Annotated in this window: 19 protein-coding genes and 4 pseudogenes; 18 read left to right on the forward strand and 5 right to left on the reverse strand. The window is 68.7% G+C overall.

Translation table 11 applies throughout. The features are described 5' to 3' along the window. A pseudogene (locus tag ACFC09_RS00005) lies at positions 1–216 on the forward strand (hypothetical protein); the annotation flags it as partial. Between the two features lie 217 nt (positions 217–433). Here ACFC09_RS00005 and ACFC09_RS00010 read toward each other — a convergent pair. Both ACFC09_RS00010 and ACFC09_RS00015 read right to left on the reverse strand, forming a co-directional pair. Next, the gene (locus tag ACFC09_RS00010) at positions 434–1,462 is read right to left on the reverse strand and encodes an FAD-dependent oxidoreductase (RefSeq protein ID WP_376522037.1); all 1,029 of its coding nucleotides are present in this window, start codon (positions 1,460–1,462) and stop codon (positions 434–436) included. Beyond that, positions 1,459–2,199, reverse strand: a complete 741-nt coding sequence (locus ACFC09_RS00015) for an SDR family NAD(P)-dependent oxidoreductase (RefSeq protein WP_376522038.1) — start codon at positions 2,197–2,199, stop codon at positions 1,459–1,461. The genes ACFC09_RS00010 and ACFC09_RS00015 overlap by 4 nt, the downstream gene beginning before the upstream one ends. Positions 2,200–2,668: 469 nt before the next feature. On the opposite strand from ACFC09_RS00015, the gene ACFC09_RS00020 reads away from it, so the two are divergent. From ACFC09_RS00020 to ACFC09_RS00055, 8 genes and pseudogenes are all read left to right on the forward strand, one after another. Then, complete coding sequence (locus ACFC09_RS00020) at positions 2,669–3,262, forward strand: TetR/AcrR family transcriptional regulator (protein WP_376522040.1); 594 nt, start codon at positions 2,669–2,671, stop codon at positions 3,260–3,262. Positions 3,263–3,372: 110 nt separating this feature from the next. Further along, a pseudogene (locus ACFC09_RS00025) lies at positions 3,373–3,698 on the forward strand (response regulator); the annotation flags it as partial. 38 nt (positions 3,699–3,736) lie between these two features. Further along, positions 3,737–4,447, forward strand: coding sequence for a FadR/GntR family transcriptional regulator (locus ACFC09_RS00030; RefSeq protein WP_376522042.1), 711 nt, complete (start codon positions 3,737–3,739; stop codon positions 4,445–4,447). Further along, entirely contained in the window at positions 4,444–5,703 is a 1,260-nt protein-coding gene (locus tag ACFC09_RS00035) for a CynX/NimT family MFS transporter (protein WP_376522044.1), read from the forward strand. The genes ACFC09_RS00030 and ACFC09_RS00035 overlap by 4 nt, the downstream gene beginning before the upstream one ends. 587 nt (positions 5,704–6,290) lie before the next feature. After that, positions 6,291–7,061 (forward strand): FAD-dependent monooxygenase, encoded by a 771-nt coding sequence (locus ACFC09_RS00040; RefSeq protein ID WP_376522046.1) that lies wholly within the window; start codon positions 6,291–6,293, stop codon positions 7,059–7,061. Further along, on the forward strand, positions 7,058–7,234 hold the full coding sequence (locus ACFC09_RS00045; RefSeq protein ID WP_376522048.1) for a hypothetical protein: 177 nt from the start codon (positions 7,058–7,060) through the stop codon (positions 7,232–7,234). Before ACFC09_RS00040 ends, ACFC09_RS00045 begins: the two co-directional genes overlap by 4 nt. A 272-nt stretch (positions 7,235–7,506) precedes the next feature. Beyond that, complete coding sequence (locus ACFC09_RS00050; RefSeq protein ID WP_376522051.1) at positions 7,507–7,638, forward strand: hypothetical protein; 132 nt, start codon at positions 7,507–7,509, stop codon at positions 7,636–7,638. 566 nt (positions 7,639–8,204) lie between these two features. Then, complete coding sequence (locus ACFC09_RS00055) at positions 8,205–8,750, forward strand: hypothetical protein (protein WP_376522053.1); 546 nt, start codon at positions 8,205–8,207, stop codon at positions 8,748–8,750. Here the strand turns inward: ACFC09_RS00055 and ACFC09_RS00060 are convergent. Further along, complete coding sequence (locus tag ACFC09_RS00060) at positions 8,707–9,498, reverse strand: IS5 family transposase (protein ID WP_376522056.1); 792 nt, start codon at positions 9,496–9,498, stop codon at positions 8,707–8,709. The two genes, ACFC09_RS00055 and ACFC09_RS00060, sit on opposite strands and share 44 nt — an antisense overlap. Positions 9,499–9,924: 426 nt before the next feature. Here ACFC09_RS00060 and ACFC09_RS00065 point away from each other — a divergent pair, with 426 nt between their 5' ends. The 5 genes and pseudogenes from ACFC09_RS00065 to ACFC09_RS00085 all read left to right on the forward strand — a co-directional run. After that, positions 9,925–10,524 carry a hypothetical protein gene (locus tag ACFC09_RS00065; RefSeq protein ID WP_376522059.1) on the forward strand — a complete coding sequence of 200 codons (600 nt, stop codon included), beginning with the start codon at positions 9,925–9,927 and terminating at the stop codon, positions 10,522–10,524. A 156-nt stretch (positions 10,525–10,680) separates the two neighbouring features. Further along, positions 10,681–12,278: pseudogene (istA, locus tag ACFC09_RS00070) on the forward strand (IS21 family transposase). Further along, a complete protein-coding gene (istB, locus tag ACFC09_RS00075; protein WP_376522061.1) occupies positions 12,275–13,048 on the forward strand; it encodes an IS21-like element helper ATPase IstB in 774 nt (257 codons plus the stop codon). Before istA ends, istB begins: the two are co-directional and overlap by 4 nt. A 34-nt stretch (positions 13,049–13,082) precedes the next feature. Then, positions 13,083–13,607 carry a DUF1877 domain-containing protein gene (locus ACFC09_RS00080; RefSeq protein ID WP_376522063.1) on the forward strand — a complete coding sequence of 175 codons (525 nt, stop codon included), beginning with the start codon at positions 13,083–13,085 and terminating at the stop codon, positions 13,605–13,607. A 423-nt stretch (positions 13,608–14,030) separates the two neighbouring features. Continuing rightward, positions 14,031–14,168, forward strand: a pseudogene (locus tag ACFC09_RS00085) (steroid C27-monooxygenase); the annotation flags it as partial. Between the two features lie 32 nt (positions 14,169–14,200). Here ACFC09_RS00085 and ACFC09_RS00090 read toward each other — a convergent pair. Beyond that, positions 14,201–14,335: a hypothetical protein gene (locus ACFC09_RS00090; protein WP_376522065.1), complete on the reverse strand. Its 135-nt coding sequence runs from the start codon at positions 14,333–14,335 to the stop codon at positions 14,201–14,203. A 56-nt stretch (positions 14,336–14,391) separates the two neighbouring features. Between ACFC09_RS00090 and ACFC09_RS00095 the strand changes: the two genes are divergently transcribed. After that, a complete protein-coding gene (locus ACFC09_RS00095) occupies positions 14,392–15,351 on the forward strand; it encodes a hypothetical protein (protein ID WP_376522068.1) in 960 nt (319 codons plus the stop codon). Further along, positions 15,305–15,562, forward strand: coding sequence for a helix-turn-helix domain-containing protein (locus ACFC09_RS00100; RefSeq protein WP_376522801.1), 258 nt, complete (start codon positions 15,305–15,307; stop codon positions 15,560–15,562). Before ACFC09_RS00095 ends, ACFC09_RS00100 begins: the two co-directional genes overlap by 47 nt. 30 nt (positions 15,563–15,592) lie before the next feature. On the opposite strand, the gene ACFC09_RS00105 is transcribed toward ACFC09_RS00100, so the two are convergent. Then, on the reverse strand, positions 15,593–16,237 hold the full coding sequence (locus ACFC09_RS00105) for a TetR/AcrR family transcriptional regulator (RefSeq protein WP_376522070.1): 645 nt from the start codon (positions 16,235–16,237) through the stop codon (positions 15,593–15,595). A 160-nt stretch (positions 16,238–16,397) separates the two neighbouring features. Between ACFC09_RS00105 and ACFC09_RS00110 the strand changes: the two genes are divergently transcribed. Together ACFC09_RS00110 and ACFC09_RS00115 are read left to right on the forward strand one after the other, a co-directional pair. Next, on the forward strand, positions 16,398–17,015 hold the full coding sequence (locus ACFC09_RS00110) for an NAD(P)-dependent oxidoreductase (protein ID WP_376522072.1): 618 nt from the start codon (positions 16,398–16,400) through the stop codon (positions 17,013–17,015). Then, on the forward strand, positions 17,015–17,980 hold the full coding sequence (locus tag ACFC09_RS00115; RefSeq protein WP_376522075.1) for an amidohydrolase family protein: 966 nt from the start codon (positions 17,015–17,017) through the stop codon (positions 17,978–17,980). The genes ACFC09_RS00110 and ACFC09_RS00115 overlap by 1 nt, the downstream gene beginning before the upstream one ends. Positions 17,981–18,001: the final 21 nt, after the last annotated feature.

Raw genomic sequence — 18,001 nt, forward strand, 5'->3', positions numbered from 1 at the left:
GTGCACGGCGCCGAGACCCCCTTCCTGCTGGGGACACGAGAGGCGTGGGCCGGGAGCCCGGTGCTGGGCAGCACCGACTGGTCCACCGTCGAGGCCAAAGGCAGGCCCCTCCGGCAGAGTTGGGCACATTTCGCAGGGTACGGATCGCCTGGCACCGCCGAAGTCGAATGGCCGCAGTGGAATGGCGACGTGAAGTCCGTCCGGCAGATCAATTAGGCACCCGTACGACGGAGGGCTTCACCAACGCTGTCGCACTTGTCCAGGACGCCGGCAGAGTTGGGTCATGGCGATGATGTCAACGGTGATGTCAACACGGTCCGTCGCCACTCACGGCACTGTCGCACCGGGACGATCCCGGCTCAGGCTCCGATGCCCCGTCTGGGGTTTCGGGTTGTGTTTCGGGTTGTGTTTCGGGTTGTGTCGCGTGGTTGCCTCAGGGCTTCTCGTCGAGTACGAGGTCGCGAGCGGCGTTGAAGGAGCGGTACTGCAGGTCGTGCACGGCGGGACGGCGGATTTGTTCGTAACCGGCGAGAGCGTGCTCGACCGGGAGTCCGGGCGCCGTGAGCAGGTCCGAGAGTACCGCCGCATCCTCGAATCCGGCTCCCGCGCCCTGTCCGAGAGCCGGGCTCATGGCGTGGGCGGCGTCTCCGGCGATCGCGACGCGGCCACGGGCCCAGACGCTGGTGGTGACCTGTTTGATGTCGACGCAGAGCCGGTCGGGTTCGGACCGCATGGCCTCGACCACATGGCCGAGGGGACCTTTCAGGGCGGTGAACCGTTCGGCCAGTGTGCTCAGCGGGGTGTCGTGGTGGCGGCCGGCCGGATCGTTGACGAACACCATGCAGTGCAGGGTCTCGCCCCCGTCGTTCAGGAAGTATCCCAGTCGGGAGCCGTGGATTGGTGTGGTGCGGGCTGCGAAGGTCACACCCGTCTTGTTCGGGACGCGGAAACGGATGACGGCGCAGCCGATGTCGAGCGGCGCGGGGCCGTCGAGGGCGTTGCGGCGGGTCCAGGAGTGGACGCCGTCGGTTCCGATGACGGCGTCGTACTCGCCGGTGGTGCCGTCGTCGAAGCGGACGCCGACGGCGCTGGCGTCGTCCTCGACCGAAACCGGCGTGGTGCCGGTGCGCACCAGGTCACGGACCGGATCGAGGAGACGCATCTGCAGCAGCGACCGCTCCAGCATTACGGTGCGGCCGAACTCGAAGGTGTTCACGGGAAGTGAGGTGTGCGCGTCGAATACGTACTCGTACCCCATCGGTTCCCGCTGCCACAGGCTCGCTGGGTAGCCGAGCCGGTTCAGCGCGTCGCGGTGCAGGTCGGACAGTGTGATCGCCCATCCGACCTCGGACAGCTCGGGGGCCCGTTCCACCACCGTCACCTCGGCGCCCCGGTTGTGCAGACCGTGGGCGAGGCCGAGCCCGACGGGACCGGCGCCGATTACCAGGACTCGACGGCTCATGAGACTGACATACCGCCGTCCACGGCCAGGACCTGGCCGGTGACCCAGGATGCCGCCGGGTCGGCCAGGGCGACTATCCACCGTGCCACCTCGTCGGCGGTTCCACGCCGCTTGAGCGGCAGACTCGCCGCCTCGGCCGTCTTGATGTGCTCGACGATCTCCGGGGGCGCGATCGTGGAGAGGATGTCGGACTCGGTCGGGCCGGGTGCGACCGCGTTGACCCGTATTCCGCGCGGGGCCAGTTCCGCTGCCCAGCTACGCGTCAGATAATCCAGCACGGACTTGCTCGCCCCGTAGTAGAGCGCCTGAGCAGCGGGTTTGCTCGCGACGGCGCTGGTGATGTTGACAATGCTGCCGCCGGTGTCGGCCAGTGCGTCCGCAGCCGCGGCCACCAGCCGGATCGGGCCGTGCACGTTGGTACGGAACAGCGCCTCCAGGTGACCGACGGCGATCTCGGCCGTGCCGGCGGGGGAGAACATACCGGCGTTGTTGACCAGAGCGTCCAACCGTCCGAACTCACTGAGGACCGCTTGGACCATGTCCCCTGCCGCGCCCTCGGCGGAGACGTCCGCGACGTGCACCGCGATCGCGTCCCGTCCCTGCGCGACCTCGCGCAGCGGACCCTCTCGGCGGCCGGTGATCATTACCGACCAACCCTGGTCGGCCAGTTGTTCGGCCACCGCTCGTCCGATCCCCGTGCCACCACCGGTGACGAGAGCAGTTCGTTGCGTCGCCATCCTGTCCTCCTCAGCAGCCCCGCAGGGCTAATAGGAAACGATCGCTCGCTATTAAAGTTACCGCCGACCGCACCCGTCAAGCCAGGACCGCCTGCCTGCCGACTCCGCGAACGCTTGCCCGGAAGCAACCGGGCGATGCCCCGCCTGCCGGGGTCCGAGCCCGGCGGCACAGTGGCAACGGGCCGAGCTTCTTCCGCGCATGACACTCGCCGCCCGCTACAGCGCATCAGCGGTGAGCGGCCGACCGCCAAGCTCTGCCTGGCGCTGCAAGGCATGCAAGGCGCTGCAAGGCGCTGGATTCCCGGGCGGACGCCGCGACACGCGCATCCCAGCCCCTGTGACGGGGACGACATCGGCGCGGGACCGCTCCGGCGATTGCGGGGCGCGGCCGTCCATCGTTCCCACCAGAGGCGATCTCGTGGGAGAATCACCCCTCCACTGTCCGCCCACCATCCCCTTGATCCCCGCCATGCCTCGCATATCGAACGACCGCCGCGACCGTGTTCGTCGTGCCATCATCGACGCCGCCGCGGACTGCTTCGCCGACAAGGGCTTCGCCGCCACCTCCATTTCGGAGATCTGCGCGGCGGCGAACATGTCCGTCGGTGGCATCTACCGCCACTTCGCGGGCAAGGACGAGCTGGTCGACGCGGTCTCCGAGGCCATCCTCACGCCAGTCATCGAAGTCCTCGACGCCGCCGCGCACGGCCCCGACGTCCTCGACACTGCGGAAGTGATCGACCTCCTGCACAACACCCTGTTGCAGTGTGCGCCTGGCTCCGTACCACGGCTTACGGTGGGCCAGTTCTGGGCTGAGCAGCTCCGGGACCCGGCCTTCCCGGGTTCGCGGCAGGAACTGGGCACGGCCCTGCGTACAGCGCTGACCCGACTCGTCGTGCGGGCCAATCCGGACGCCCTCGAACCCGAACGACTCACCGCGGCCCTGATGGCGATAGGCATGGGGGTCTTCCTGTCCCAGAGCATCGTCGACACGGAGACATCGACCCGCGAGCTGATCGACGCGATCTCAGTACTCCTCCGACACGGCCATCCCCCGACCTGACCGGGCAGAGGTGCCCGCGCACCGACTGGTCCAGCCACCGACACCGGCACCGGCACCGGCACCGGCATGATGCGCTGACAGTCCGGCGTACGGGGTGGCTGGCTGAGGGGGCAGCGCTGCGGACCCTGCCCGACATCGCGCTGCTCGACGTACAGATGCCCGGCCGGGACGGCTTGGCCGTCGCCGCCGATCTCCAGCGGGCGCTGCCCGGCTGCCGCACCATCATCTGCACGACCTTTGCACGACCTTCAGCCGGCCCGGCTACCTCTCGCGGGCGATGTCCGCGGGCGCGGCCGGATACGTCGTGAAGGACTCCCCGCCCGAGCAACTGGTCGACGCGATCCGCCGCGTCCACACGGGCCTGCGCTTCGTGGATCCGGCCCTGGCCGCGGAAGCACCGGCCGGCGGTGCGGGTGGACGTGCGCACCAAAAGAGACGATGTTCAAATGTCTGATGTTTGTGTACGGTATTCCCATGAAACGCATCAGCGCACCACGGCGCACGGCCAGCCTGTCCGCCCAGCTCGTGGAGAACCTCCGCTCGCACATCGAGGCAGGGGGCTGGCCGGTCGGGACGCGGATCCCGCCGGAGCAGGCCCTCATCGAGGAACTCGGGGTCGGCCGCAGCACGTTGCGGGAGGCGATCGGTGCACTGGTGCACCTCGGCTTGCTGGAGCCCAGAGCCGGTGACGGCACCTACGTCCGCTCCTCCAGCGAACTCCAGTCGGTCATGGTGCGGCGGGCAGGCTCCGCGAACCGGGACGACGTGCTGGAGCTGCGGACCGTGCTGGAGGAGTACGCCTCGGGCGCCGCGGCCCTGCGCCGTACCGAGGGGCAGGTGCAGCAGCTGCGGGAGCTGCTGGCCGACGCCGAAGCGGCCACCGCCGGCGAGGACGCGTCCGCGGCCACGGGCGTCGACGCGCTCTTCCACCGCTCCGTCGTCCGGGCGAGCGGGAACGACCTGCTGATCGAGGTGTACGACTACCTCGGCACAGCGCTCACCTCGCACCTGGGGGGCTTGCCCTGGGACGCCGCGCACGCCGAGGAGCACGCCCGCCTGCACGGGCGGCTCGTCGACGCGATCGAGGCCCGGGACGCGGACGGCGCCCGCGGCGCCGCGGCCGCGATCGTCCGGCTCACCCACGACCACGAAACCGCCGACGCACGTGCAGCGGAGGACCAGTGAGCCCGCAGCCGACCCCGGTGTCCCGCCGGCACTCCGCCACCGGGACACCCGCCGCCGACGGGACACCGGCCGCCGACGGCGCCCGGCCCGCCGTGTCCGCCGGACTCCTCATCGCGATCTGCCTCGTGGCGGCGAACCTGCGCACCACGCTCACCGGCGTCGGCACCCTGCTGCCGGACATCGAGCACGGCAGCGGTCTGACATCGAGCTGGGGCGGACTGCTGAGCACCCTCCCGCTGCTGACGTTCGCCGCGACGTCGCCCCTCGTGGCCCGAGCCTCCCACCGGTTCGGCAGCGCCCGCCTGCTGGTGGCGGCACTCGGTGTGCTGGCCGTCGGGACGGTGGTCCGCTCCCTTCCCTCCGTGGCCTGCCTGTTCGCCGGAACAGTGATCCTTTCCGCGGCCATCGCGTTCGGCAATGTGCTGCTGCCCGCTCTGATCAGGCGGAGCGTGCCCGCACACCGCATCCAGGGCGTCAGCGCTCTCTACGTCACCGTCATGGGACTCATGGCCGCGGTCTCCTCCGGGATCTCCGCGCCGCTGGCCCACACCGTGCCGGGTTCCTGGCGCACCGCGCTGGCCTGGGGCGTCGCCTTCACCGTCGCGGCGCTCCTCGCCTGGCTGCCCCGAATACGGGGTGACAAGCCACAGGCGTCCACCGGCGGGACCCACAGCCCGGTGCCCTGGCGGTCGTGGCTCGCCTGGCAGGTCACCCTCTTCATGGGCCTGCAGTCCCTGGCCTTCTACACCGCCGTCGCGTGGCTGCCCAGCATCCTGATCGACCGCGGCACGAGCAGCACCACGGCCGGATGGATGCTGTTCTACTACCAGGTGGTGTCCCTGGCGGCCAGCAGCCTGCTGCCCCTGCTCACCCGGGGCCGGCACGACCAGCGCTGGACCGCGGCCGGCGCCTCGGCCCTCCTGGCGGGCGGCTTCGCCGTACTGGTCGCCGCCCCCGCGCTGTCCGTCCTGGCGTGCACCCTGCTCGGACTCGGCGGCGGCGCGTGCCTCGTCCTCGCGCTGACCTTCCAGAGCCAGCGCGCCGGCAGCTCCGGCGAAGCCGCCGCACTGGCGGGCATGGCCCAGTCCATCGGCTACCTCGTGGCGGCGGCCGGCCCCCTCCTCCTCGGCATCCTGCACGACGCCACACACAGCTGGACGCTTCCGCTCGCCGTCCTGGCCGTCCTCGGCATCGCCACGGCGGTCACCGGACACGGCGCGGGACAGGACCGTCACCTACGCCGGCCCTCCCACTGATCCGATCTCCTGCCCGAACGGCGACGCCGTGTGCCTGAACAGGTTTTCACGGCCGCGAAGGACATCACTCGTGTCTCGCTCCCAACCCCCCACCGACGAGCTCGACGCACGGACCGACCGACGAAGCGCCCGCCTGTACGCGACCGACGCCCAGTTCCGTGACACCGCGCCCCTGGACGCCGTCACCGAGGCGATCCGGCGCCCCGGGCTGCCGCTCGCCGATCTGATCGCCACCGTGATGGAGGCATACGCGGACCGTCCCGCCCTGGGCGAACGTGCCACGGAGCCGGTCACCGACCCGGAGACGGGCCGCACCACGCTGCGCCTCCTGAAGCGGTTCGACACGCTCACCTACGGCGAACTCTGGGAGCGGGTCGGCGCGGTGGCCTCCGAGTGGCGGCACCCTCCCGAACACGCGGTAAGCCCCGGCGACTTCGTCGCCGTCCTCGGTGCCACGAGCGCCGAACACACCGTGGCGGATCTGGCCTGTGCGTCGCCTTCGTCGACGCACACGGCAGGGCCAAGGCGACGATCATGGCCAACACCTCCGGGAAGGCCGGCAGACCCTCACGTCGGAGTACGAGATCATGCGCGGGAACCTGGTGCGCATCCTGCACGATGCGACGAAGGACGACACCGAGTATGTCTTCGGCGTGCGCGTCGACGGCTTCGAGCAGGACGAACAGAAGGTCATCGGGCACTTCTCCGACGGGTCCTCCGGCGAATTCGACCTCCTGGTCGGCGCGGACGGGCAGGGATCGCGCATCCGGCGAGCGATCCTCCCTGCGGGCTTCGACCCGTACTGGCGGGTCGGCATCCACATGGCCTACTGGTTCATCCCGCGCACAGCGTCCGACAGCAACATCCGGGACACCTGCATGGTCCCGGGCGGCCGTCAGATCATGCGCCGCAGCCACAACCCGACCGAGACCCAGGTGTACTTCGTCGTACGGGAAGAATCCGAGGAAGCCTCGGCGATCCACCGGGAACCCGTCGAGCGCCAGCAGGAGTTCTGGGCGAACAGGTTCCGCGACGCCGGATGGCAGACCGAACGCTTCATCGAAGGCATGAAGACCAGCCCGTTCTTCTACTCCCAGGAGATCGTCCAGGTCCGCACGGACACCTGGTCCAAGGGCCGCGTGGTCCTGGCCGGTGACGCCGCGCACTGCGCCTCCCCTACAGCGGCATGGGCGTCTCCGGCGCCCTGGCCGGCGCCCACGTCCTGGCCGGCGAGATCAACCGACACCCGGGCGACCTGCCGACCGCACTGGCGCACTACGACCGCGTGCTGCGTCCCTTCGTCAACGAGATCCAGGGCGAAGTCAACCCGCGCCTGCTGCGCCTGGGCATGCCGATGACCCAGCGCGCGATCGATGCCTTCCAAGCCACCACCGCACTGGCCTGCTTCCTGCACATTCCCGAACTCGCCGCCCGCCTCTCGAAGGAGGACCGCGGCGGCAACTGGCAACTCCCCGAGAACCCAGCCCAGACCGGCGCCGCCTGCACCACCATCTCGGCGTTCCGCCGGTAGCCCACCGCGAGCGCGTCCACGGACGCCCCCGGACACCAGCGCGCTCCCCACGTCCACACCACCGCACCACCCAGCCGGGGCGTGGGCCGACCGCGGCTCGTGGTCTCCGCCCGCGATGACACCGACGAACGGATCCAGGGGCGGGTCCGTGTCGCCCCGCGCGACCCGATCAACCGCATCGGCCTGGGCGAAACCCCGGGGGCTGAAAGACCTTCATCGGCGGTTCTGCCGACGGCGGCACGCTGATCCACCGTCGCAGCAGCGCCTGCGGGATGCATGTCATCGGCGGCGAGGACCGGACCGGCACCGCACTCACCGGCGTCGAGCGGCTGCCCGGGTACGGCGACTGCGGCAGCTCGGACGCGTCGAGGCGTGGCTGGCTGATCTCGCACATCAGCCGGTAGTGAACGGGGTTGTCGACGGCGAACCGGCAGTAGGCGTGCGCCTGCGCCCAGAGCGGCTACGCGGGCCCTCGTCCGCGGTGGCCTCGTCGGCCTCCTGCATATGGCGCGCGAGCTGCTGGTACTCCAGTGATCACTACCCAGCGCCGCCACCGATTACCAGACAGAGCCGTTGGCCGGACAGACCCCCGCATTCGGCCGGCCGTGGCCGGGGGCCCGCTGTCTCGGGGGCACCGCAGCGGTTGTCGCCGGGCAGCGGCTGCGGGTCGGCATGACATCGCAGAAACCTCCTGGCGGTGTGACGGGGCCTTGGATCTTGGCTGGTCTGTGGTGCGGGCCGGTGGGGTTGGAGTGGGAGGGCGGGAGCGCGTGCCAGTGGTTTCACGCTCGTGCGATCAGCTCTTCTCCCTCATCTGCTGGCGCCGACTGAGGAACCTCCCACTTTGTCAGGAGTTCTAAGTAGCTGTTGTCGTACCGAACCTGGGACCGGTGTCTTCGCTGGTCAGGCATAGGTTCGGTGCTCTCGTGGGAGGGGTGGCTTGTCGTGTCATCGTTCCTGGGGAGGCCGAATGCCTTCGGTCGTGAAGTTGCTCGAGCAGCGTGAGTTGGGTGCTCGCCGTCGTGTGGACGAGCTGCGGGAGGAGGCCGACCGCGTCCAGGCCGAGCTGGCCGTGGCCGAGCGGGAATGGAAGGAGTGGGTCATCGCCCGCTCGCGGGTCGGCGAGGTGCTGGGTCCGGTGGACGAAACCGCAGATCACGCACGGACCGAACCGGCGAGGCCGGCGCAGGGACAGGTGGAGGAGGCATCGTCTGCGTCGACGGCAGCGAAGCCGAAGGCGCAGGTGCCGGTGTGGCGCGAGGGGCTGGACGTGTCGGCGCTGTCGGCGGACTACCAGCGCATCCTGCAGGCCCTCACGGACCGCCATCGCCTTCATCAAGGGCCGCTGACCTGCCAGGAGATGGCCGTCTTGTTCGGCCTGGACGCGGTCCCGGCGAAGGTGGAGGCGTTGCGGTCGAAGGCGAAGCGCCTGGTCGCGCGGGGCTGGCTGGCCGAGCGGCAGCCGGGCCGGTTCACGCTCGCGCGGAACGTGAGCGGGCAAGGCGGCGGGTCATGATCATGCTCATCGACCACATGATCATCGCCTCGGCGCTGGTCGTGGATCGTTCGAAGTCGCGCACCAGGCGGCGGCTTCGCATCAGGTGGGCGAAGAGCCGCTCGACGATCCACCGCTTGGGCAGCACCACGAAGCCGCGCGTGTCGTCGCTGCGTTTGACGATCGCCAGGACCAGGGCGAACGCGGCCAGGCAGTGCTCGACGAGGCTGCCGGTGTAGCAGCCGTCGGCCCAGACGAGTTCCAGCTGGTGGTGGGCGCCGGCCACCCGGGCGAGCAGCATCTTCGCGGCAGCACGGTCACCGGTGTCCGCCGCGGTGACCATGACGCCCAGCAGCAGGCCGAGGGTGTCGACCACGACGTGCCGCTTGCGGCCGTTGATCAGCTTGCCGCCGTCGAAGCCGCGGCTGTCCGTGCCGACGACGGCGTCCGCCTTGACGGACTGCGAGTCGATCACGCCGGCCGTCGGCTCCGCAGCCCGGCCCGCCTTCTGGCGGACCCGGTCGCGCAGCCGGTCGTGGAACTCCCTGACCAGCAGGTGGTCGCGCCAGCGGCGGAAGAACGCGTAGACCCGGTCCCACGGCGGGAAGTCGGCCGGCATCGCCCGCCACTTGATCCCGTTGTCCACGAGATACCGGATCGCGTCCAGTATCGCCCGGTGGCAGTACGCCTCCGGCTGCCCGCCCCGGCCCCGCATCCAGCCCGGCACCGGCAGCAGCGGCCGGACCAGAGCCCACTCCGCGTCCGTCATGTCCGAGGGATACCTCGGAACACGTTCCAGATGATCGGCCGCGTTCCCGAACCGGTGAGCGACACAATCACACGACAGAACAGCCGAGTTGAACTCCAACGGCGCGAGCACGTACAACTGCGGCAACAGGGGCTCCTGGATCTCGGTCGGCTTCGCAACCCCGAGCTACCAAGAGGCCCTGCCTTCATGCCCACGAACGGCCGCGATCACCCGACCGAGACTCCTGTTCGACGCCCACCCCTAAAGATCGGAACGACAACAGCTACTAAGCTTCCCGCGTCAGGAAACGACGCTCGCGCTGAATGCCACATCCTCAAGTCAGGTGCGGCAAACACCGGTAGACGCCGCCGTGAACCGGATGCTGGTGCGGCGCGTTGCATGGGCGTCGGAAACGCCTGGAGACGAAGGGGCGCGGAGCGCAATGCCTTGCAGGAAAGCGATCTGCCGGTAGCCGAAGCAGACAGCTGGAGCCGAATCCCGAAGCTACGGGACTGGGAGCAGCGGAAGCGGGACAAGGCGGCGCAGGAGGCGGGCTCCACAAGGCGGGCGTGGAACCGAGTCGCCTCGCAGCTCCTTCGGGCACGAAGAATCCTCATAAAGGACGAGAATCTGCAACAGAGTGTGGCAAAGGACGTGTATGAGGCTTATCAGCCGCTGTTGAAGTTGCCTGAGGAGCCGCCGGCGGGGATGGGGGTGGCGCTGGCTTGGACGAGTCTCGGTCTGTCGGGTGTGAAGCCGTTGGTGGTGCCGCTGAACCCGTCGGATGGGTCGGTGACGTCGGTCATAGCCGATCTTTTGCTCAACCTGCGCGACCCCAGAGTGCAGAATGAACTGAGGTACGCGAAGGGGTTGGACGAGCAGGTCTGCGCGACGGCGTTGGGCTGGCAGGACGATCTGAAGTCTTGGCTCGGTGTCGAGGCGTCAGGGAACGACGCACAGCCCGACTACCCAAGACCAATGTTCTCCGGTGTGAACGTGGACGCATTCTGTCGACGATCAAGTTTTTCCCCACTTGGTGTGGTTTGAGCGTCACGTAATTCCCCATGCCGAATTCTCCTAATTGTCCATGGGTACGGCGGTGTTCGGGATCGATGGACCTGGTCATCTCGGAGCTGTGGATGGTCCTCGACCTGTGGTCCCGAAGGCCGATGGGCAGCCCGGATGGCAAGGAGAACGTTCGTCGTGGTCGACATCACCGAGATCTACGTCCACTGGTACGCGGGACGCTCGAAGAGCGCGCTGGCCGCGTCTTTGGGGGTGGACCGCAAGACGGTCAGGAAGTACCTGGCGCCGGCGGAGGCGTCCGGCATCACCCCGGGCGGCCGCCGATGAGCGAGGCCGACTGGGGTCGGCTGATCGAGGGATGGTTCCCCGGGCTCATCGACAAGCGGCTGCGGCAGGTGACCTGGCCGGAGATCGACGAACACCGCGACTACATCAAGGAATTACTCGGGACTGTGACCGTCTCCACGATCCACCAGCGGCTGCGGGACGAGCACAAGCTGAAGGTGTCGATCTCCTCGTTCCGCCGCTGGGTGCACGCCACGCTGCCCGACGAGGTGAGCCGGTCGCAGGTCACCGTCCTGCGCGACGAGATCGAGCCGGGCGAGGAGGCCCAGATCGACTACGGGTTCCTGGGGCAGTGGATCAATCCGCGCACCGGCAAACGGCACCGGGTCTGGGCGTTTGTGATGGTGCTGCCCTGTTCACGGCACATGTTCGTCCGTCCGGTGCTGCACCTGGACCAGCACGCATGGACCGAAGCGCACGTCGCGGCCTTCCGCTACTTCGACGGCGTCCCGCGCCGTCTCGTGCCGGACAACCTGAAAACCGGGGTCGACAAGCCCGATCTCTACGACCCGAAAATCAACAAGTCGTATGCCGAACTCGCCACCCACTACGGAGCGTTGGTGGATCCGGCTAGGGCTTCGAAGCCGAAGGACAAGCCCAGGGTGGAGCGGCCCATGCCCTACGTCCGCGACTCATTCTGGCGCGGGCGGGAGTTCACCTCCATCGAGCACATGCAGACCGAGGCCATCACCTGGAGCCAGCAGGTCGCCGGGCGCCGCCAGTGCCGGCCGCTGGGCGGGGCCGCCCCGATGGCAGTGTTCGGCGCCGTCGAGGCCGCCGCCCTGCTGCCGCTGCCGCCTACTCCGTTCACCCTGGCCCGCTGGTCGACTGCCGTGGTCGGCCCGGACATCCACATCAAGGTCGGTCGCACCCTCTACTCGGTGCCCTGGAAGCTGATCGGCCGCAGGGTCGACGTCCGCTCCACCGCCACGATGGTGCAGGTCTTCCTCGACGGCAGCCTGGTCAAGACCCATGCCGCCCTTGAACAGGGAAAACGCACCGACAAGAGCGACTACCCGCCGGAGAAGATCGCCTTCCAGATGAAGACGCCCATCTGGTGCCGCACCCAGGCGTCCGAGATCGGTGACGCCTGCCGCGAGGTCATCGACCAGCTGCTGGAGGTCAACGCGCTCTACCGGCTCCGCACCGCCCAGGGGGTTCTCGGGCTGCGAAAGAAGTACGGCGACACGCGCCTGGAGGCCGCCTGCGCGAGAGCAATCACGGTCGGCGACCCGTCCTATCGCACCATCAAGGGCATCCTGGTCGCCGGCACCGAGACCGATCCCGAGCCCGAGACCAGCGGAGACGCAGGCGCCGCGGCCTTCCTCCACGGCCCACAAGGGCTCTTCGGCTCCGAGATGCCCCCGGACACACCGGACGGCGCCCACGACGACCAGGTCCACGGCGAAGACGAGGTGGCGGCACGATGAGCGTGATGGACACCGCCCTGCGCGAGTCCCTGAAGTCCCTGCGGCTGTCCGGGATGCTGGAGACCCTCGACGCCCGCCTCGCCCAGGCCCACGGCGGCGAGCTCGGTCACCTGGACTTCCTCCAGGTCCTCTGCCAGGACGAGATCACCCGCCGCGAGACCGTCGCCTTCCAACGCAGGCTCCAGCGCGCGAAGTTCGAACAACAAGTCACCCTGGAGGAGTTCGACTTCACCGCCTCCTCGAAGCTCCCCGCAGCCCAGATCCGCGACCTCGGCGCCCTGCGCTGGCTCCATGCGGGCGAGTCCGTCATCCTGTTCGGCCCCGTCGGGGTCGGCAAGACCCACATCGCCCAGGCCCTGGGCCACCTCGCCGTCCGCCAGGGCGCCCACGTCCGCTTCGCCAAAACCAGCCGGATCCTCGCCGAACTCGCCGGCGGCCACGCGGACCGCACCTGGGAGAAGCGGATCCGTGAACTGGTACGGCCCGACGTGCTCATCCTCGACGACTTCGCCATGCGACAGCTCTCCGCGGCCCATGCCGACGACCTCTACGAGTTGGTCAGCGAGCGGCAGGGCCGGTCCCTGATCATCACCAGCAACCGGGCGCCCAGCGACTGGTATCCCCTCTTCCCCAACCCCGTCGTCGCCGAGTCCCTCCTGGACCGGCTGATCAACACCAGCCACCAGGTCATCATGAACGGCCCCAGCTACCGCCCCAACAAGCGCCCCAAGAGCCCCACCGACAAGAACGGCAAGACCCCAACCAAGTAGGAAAACCGGTGGACGCCGTCGGGATACTGCCGTCATGGCCGTCACCCAACAACTCGCCCGCGTCCCGGCGGAGTATCTCGCCGCCTGCCGCCAGTCAGCCGGCACGTCGACCGATGGAGATCCCAACTGGGACCCGCCGTCGTTGGATGCCCTGGACCTGGACTGGGCACCGGCCATGTTGGAACGGGTCTGCGAGCTGGCAGGTCTCGACGACGTCCACCTCGATGCTCTCCGGCAGGCCACCGAGGGCGACTCGGCGATCGATCTCGGCTTCCTCAACACACACCCGCATGCCATCGGTCCCTTCGGACCGCCTCCCACCGCCCTTTCCGCAGCTCAAGTGGCCCGCGTCTCGGAACTGCTCGGCCAGATCGACTTCCCGGCCGTCCTGGCCGACCTGCCGACCGAAGACACCGAGGCCGCTTCCTTGATCGGTCATGGAGCGAACAAGATCGTCGGTGGCCCGAGGAAGTACCTGCTGGGGCACTTCAATGCCCTGTGCGAGTTCTACCTTGCTGCATCCCAACGGCACCTTCTCCTCGTGCTCTGGTGGGACTGACCCAGGACTTCATAGTCGGCTCACGACCCAGTACCTGGGGAATTACGTGACGTTCCGGCCGGGGAATTACGCGAACGTCCACACGCATTCTGGGCCGACCTGACAGCAGGCGGGCTCGGCGGTGTGCACCACGGCGAATACGGCGGGTACACGCATGCCGAGGGGACGGCCCAACCTCCCTCGGTGGGTCCGGTGGCGTACTCGCCCCGGGTCAACCCCTACGGCGAGGGCACCAGCCGGAGTGCGGCGTACCAGCCGGAGAACGCCTCGCTGGTTCCGCAGGCCATGGCGTAGCTGCGATCTGCACAGTCCGCCGACCGGAGCGCCGGTGCACAGGAGAACGACGAGCCGGTGGTGCCATGGGCGCCGCCGAGTCGCGCAAGGCACACCCGGACACGGTGAGAAGGCGCTGTCTGTTCGCCGGCGGTCGCGGGCAACGGGACCACCCGAAACGCCATCGCCCACTGCATGCACGCCTTCCTCACCCTCCCCGGCCAGTGGGACCTCTGCGAGCGCGAGCGCCCGGCCGCGACGGCGGAGGAGATCGCCCGCTGCGGAACCGGACGACCGGCCGTACGGCTGGGCGACGACGGTCAGCGCTCTCCCGCGTTGAACCGGCCGATCTGTCCGGACAGTTCCAGGAGGCTCTCGACCCGGAAGGCCGGCAGCTTCCGCGCGCCCTCGCCGTTCCACTGGTTGGAGGCTCCACACACCGTCGCCGGCCGCATACGCCTGACTGACGGCGTACTCGCGCCCCTCCACCCGGACGGGCATCATGGTCACCATGCCGATACCCCAGGAACCGGCCCAAGGGCAGGAACACCAGGAGCAGGAACAGCGGAGTCCGGAGAAACTGCAGCAGCGGTGGGAACAACTGCAGAGACTGCTGGGACAGTTGCAGAACGTGTTGAAACAGCGGGCGGACTCGCTGGAACGGCGGAAGGAACGGTCGGGGCTTCTGCCGGAAGCAACGCCCGAGGAACGTCGCCAGGGGTTGGAGGTGCAGCGCACCGAGCGCGGGCGGCAGCAGGGGATGAGGTATCTGAGCGAGCGGATGCTGGAGCTTGCAGGGGAGCTGCTGAAGTATGTGAACCTGAAGGTTACGGATGTTCCGCAGCTGGGAGCGACCCAGAAGAAATTCGAGGACGTCGACCAGCGCGAGGCGGAGCAGCTGAAACAGGAGATCGAGGAGCACAGCAAACACAGCGAGGAAGGGCCGCTGCCGGGATCGGAGCAGGAACAGCTGCTGCCACACCGACTGCGGGAGCGAATGTACGGGGCGGGACAGAAGGTTCAGCAGCAGACCAACGAGCTGAAGCGGTTGAATGACGAGGCTACGCCCCCGGTTCGTTCAGAGGGGAAGAGGCTTTCGACGCCCCTGCCGGCACCCGTGTCCCCCGTGGAGGCTGCCGCCCTGAAGATCATCCAACGGGACGCGGCACAGATGGCTGCCATGCGGTACCAGATGGCTCGCGTGGAAGCCAGGCGGGACACCTCGGCGCAGCACGAGGCCGTCGAAATGGCCAAGCAGCTCGGTTATGTGCCCTCGGCACTGGCAAATGCCATCCAGGGCTACAACCAGCCAAATTCGGCCGTCGCGTCAGCGACAGCCTCCTACTCTCCGGAAGTGAGCAGCAGGCAGTCCTCCTCACGGTCACGTCCACGCAGCCCGCAGCCGGCCCCACCGGCGAACACGGCTGACGTGGCCGCTTCCCACGGCAAGAACAACCGACGCGCGCGTTGAGCACCACGAACAGCGCGGGCGCCGGGAAGAGGTACGGATGCGGGCCGTTGACCTCTTCGAGGAGGATGTGGAAGTTCCGTGCATCGCCCGGGAGTTACGGGTGAGTGAGAAGTCGGTCCACCAGTGGCGCCGTGCCTGGCTGCTGCACCGTATGGGCTACAGCGTGCAGATACCCGCCCGGCCCGCCGCCGAACGCGACGAGGAAGCCTGACGCCGGCGTCTTCGAAGCCCTGCTGGAGTACTAACCGGCCATGAGGTCCTCGATCCGGGTCGCAGGGCGGCCGGTGTGGAGGCTGAGCAGCTGAGCGAGGAGGTCGTCGAGCGCGGGCCAGGGCAGGTTGCCGTGGCTGTTGTAGAGCGATACGAGACCGTGCATCCCGGTCCAGAGGATGAGTCCCGCCTGCCACTGCTCGTCGGCTGTGGACGGTTCGCCGTCCGGCCGGCCGGCGGCCGCGAGCACACGTACGAGGGCGTTCATCAGTTCCTCGCCGGCGCCATGAGCGTTGAGCGACGCAAGCTGCTCGGGCATCCCGCCGCCGATGATGGTGCGGTACTCGCCGGGATGCCCGACACCCCAGTGCACGTATGCGGTGCATCTGGCGACGAGTTCCGCGAGCGGGCTCGTGGTCGTGGCCGCGGCGTCGTTCATGAGGCGGCCGAGTTCGTCGTAGCGGAGCTTCAGGACGTGTTCGACGAGTGCGGAGAGGTCGGCGAAGTGACTGTAGATGCTGGCGGGTGCGACGCCGACCTCGCGGGCGACCTGGCGCAGGGTGAGCGTCTCGGGCCGGTCCATCGTTGCGAGCAGGCGTGCTGTCGCCTCGATCAGCTGTTCGCGTAGCACCTGGCCTTGCCCGCGCGGGTTCCGCCGTCGAGTGGCCTGTTCCACAAGCCGCCCCTTCCCATGCGCTCGCCAACGATTGTTCAGCCGACTGACCAGTCTAACGACCCGTCCCCTGCCCGCGCCCCGGGGGAAAGCGCCCTTGACAGAGATAACCAACACTTGTTTACTCACATCGCCAACACTTGTTCAGTCAAAGGGGTTGTCCATGCGTGTCGTGGTCCTCGGTGCCACCGGCAAGGTCGGGCACTTGATCGTCGAACAGGCCGTGCAGCGCGGCCACGAAGTCGTCGCACTCGTGCGCAGGCCGGAGGTGTATGCCGCGCCCGGACAGGGCACCGTCGAGGTCCGGGAGGCCGATGTCACCCAGCCCCCGTCGTTCCCGGACCTCAGCGATGCGGACGTGGTGATGTCCGCGCTCGGGATCAGCAAGGGCGACGGGCCGGGAACGCTGATCGCCGGTGCGCGGGTGCTGGCCGGGCTGCCGGTGCGCACCCTGTCACTCGGTGCGCTCGGTTCCGGGGTCTCGACCGGGGCCGGTGGCGGGATGTACCAGGCGGTCATGAAGATGGCCATCGGCAAACAGCTCCAGGAGAAGGCCGACGCCGACAGGATCGTGCTCGACGGCGGCGCTACCGTGTTCCACGCCCCGGATCTACAGGTCGGCGGTATCAGCGCCACCCGCCGCAACATCCCGCTGGACAGCTACCCGAGGCCGTTCCTGCCGCCGCGCGTGTCCCGCGCCACCGTCGCCGCGCTCATGCTCGACGAAGCCGAGCACCCGACGCACGACGCGCGGATCCTCGTCCCGGTCGGCAAAGCGTGATGGTCGGGTACATCGCTCTCGAAGAGGCCGTCGCCATTCCCGGTCTCGCCGAACGCCGGCCGCCCGTTCCGATGCCGGACAACACCGACCCGGGGTTCTTCGACCACGTGATGGCGCGGCTGCCCGACGTCACGGACCTCCGGTTGCCGGACATGGACGCGGGCGGGATCGCGATGCAGGTGCTCTCCCTCACCGTCCCCGGCATCGAAGCGGACCCCGATCCGCAGCGCGCCGTCGACAACGCCCGGTACGTGAACGATTCCCTCGCCGCGATCGTCGACGCCCACCCGACCCGGTTCGCGGCGTTCGCCGCGCTCCCGCTCCAAGACCCGGACGCCGCCGTGACCGAGTTGCGCCGTGCCGTTGAACGACGCGGGTTCAAGGGCGCCCTGGTCAACGATCACATCCAGGGCAGATACCTGGACGACCCGGTCTTCGATCGGGTATGGGCGACCCTGGCCGAACTCGACGTCCCCCTGTATCTGCACCCGGGTATGCCGCCGGCGGACCGCTGGCACGTACTCGACGGCCACCCTGAGCTGGACGGTGCCTTGTGGAGCTGGCAGGCCACGACCGGCGGCCACGCGATGCGCGTCGTGATGTCCGGGGTGTTCGACCGCCACCCGGCCGCCAGGATGATCCTTGGGCACGGCGGCGAGTTCTTGCCGTTCCAGTTGTCCCGGTTCGATTCCCGGTACGCGACCATCACCGTTCAGCAGCCGCTGCGGCGTCGGCCGTCCGAGTATTTCGGCACGAACATCTTCGCCACCACCAGCGGCGTCCTGTCTCCCGCCGCCGTCGAGGCGCTGGTGCATGTGATCGGCGCGGACGCGGTGCTGTTCGCCGTCGACTACCCCTACGAGAACACCGGTGCCGCGGTCGCCGCGCTCGCGCACACGGCCCTCCCGGATGCCGACAAGCAGAAGATCGCCCACGGCAACGCCCGTCGACTGCTGCGACTTTGACACCCCGAGCACCAGTGTTCT

The sequence above is a fragment of the Streptomyces sp. NPDC056161 genome, from assembly GCF_042268025.1.
Taxonomy (GTDB): Bacteria; Actinomycetota; Actinomycetes; order Streptomycetales; family Streptomycetaceae; genus Streptomyces.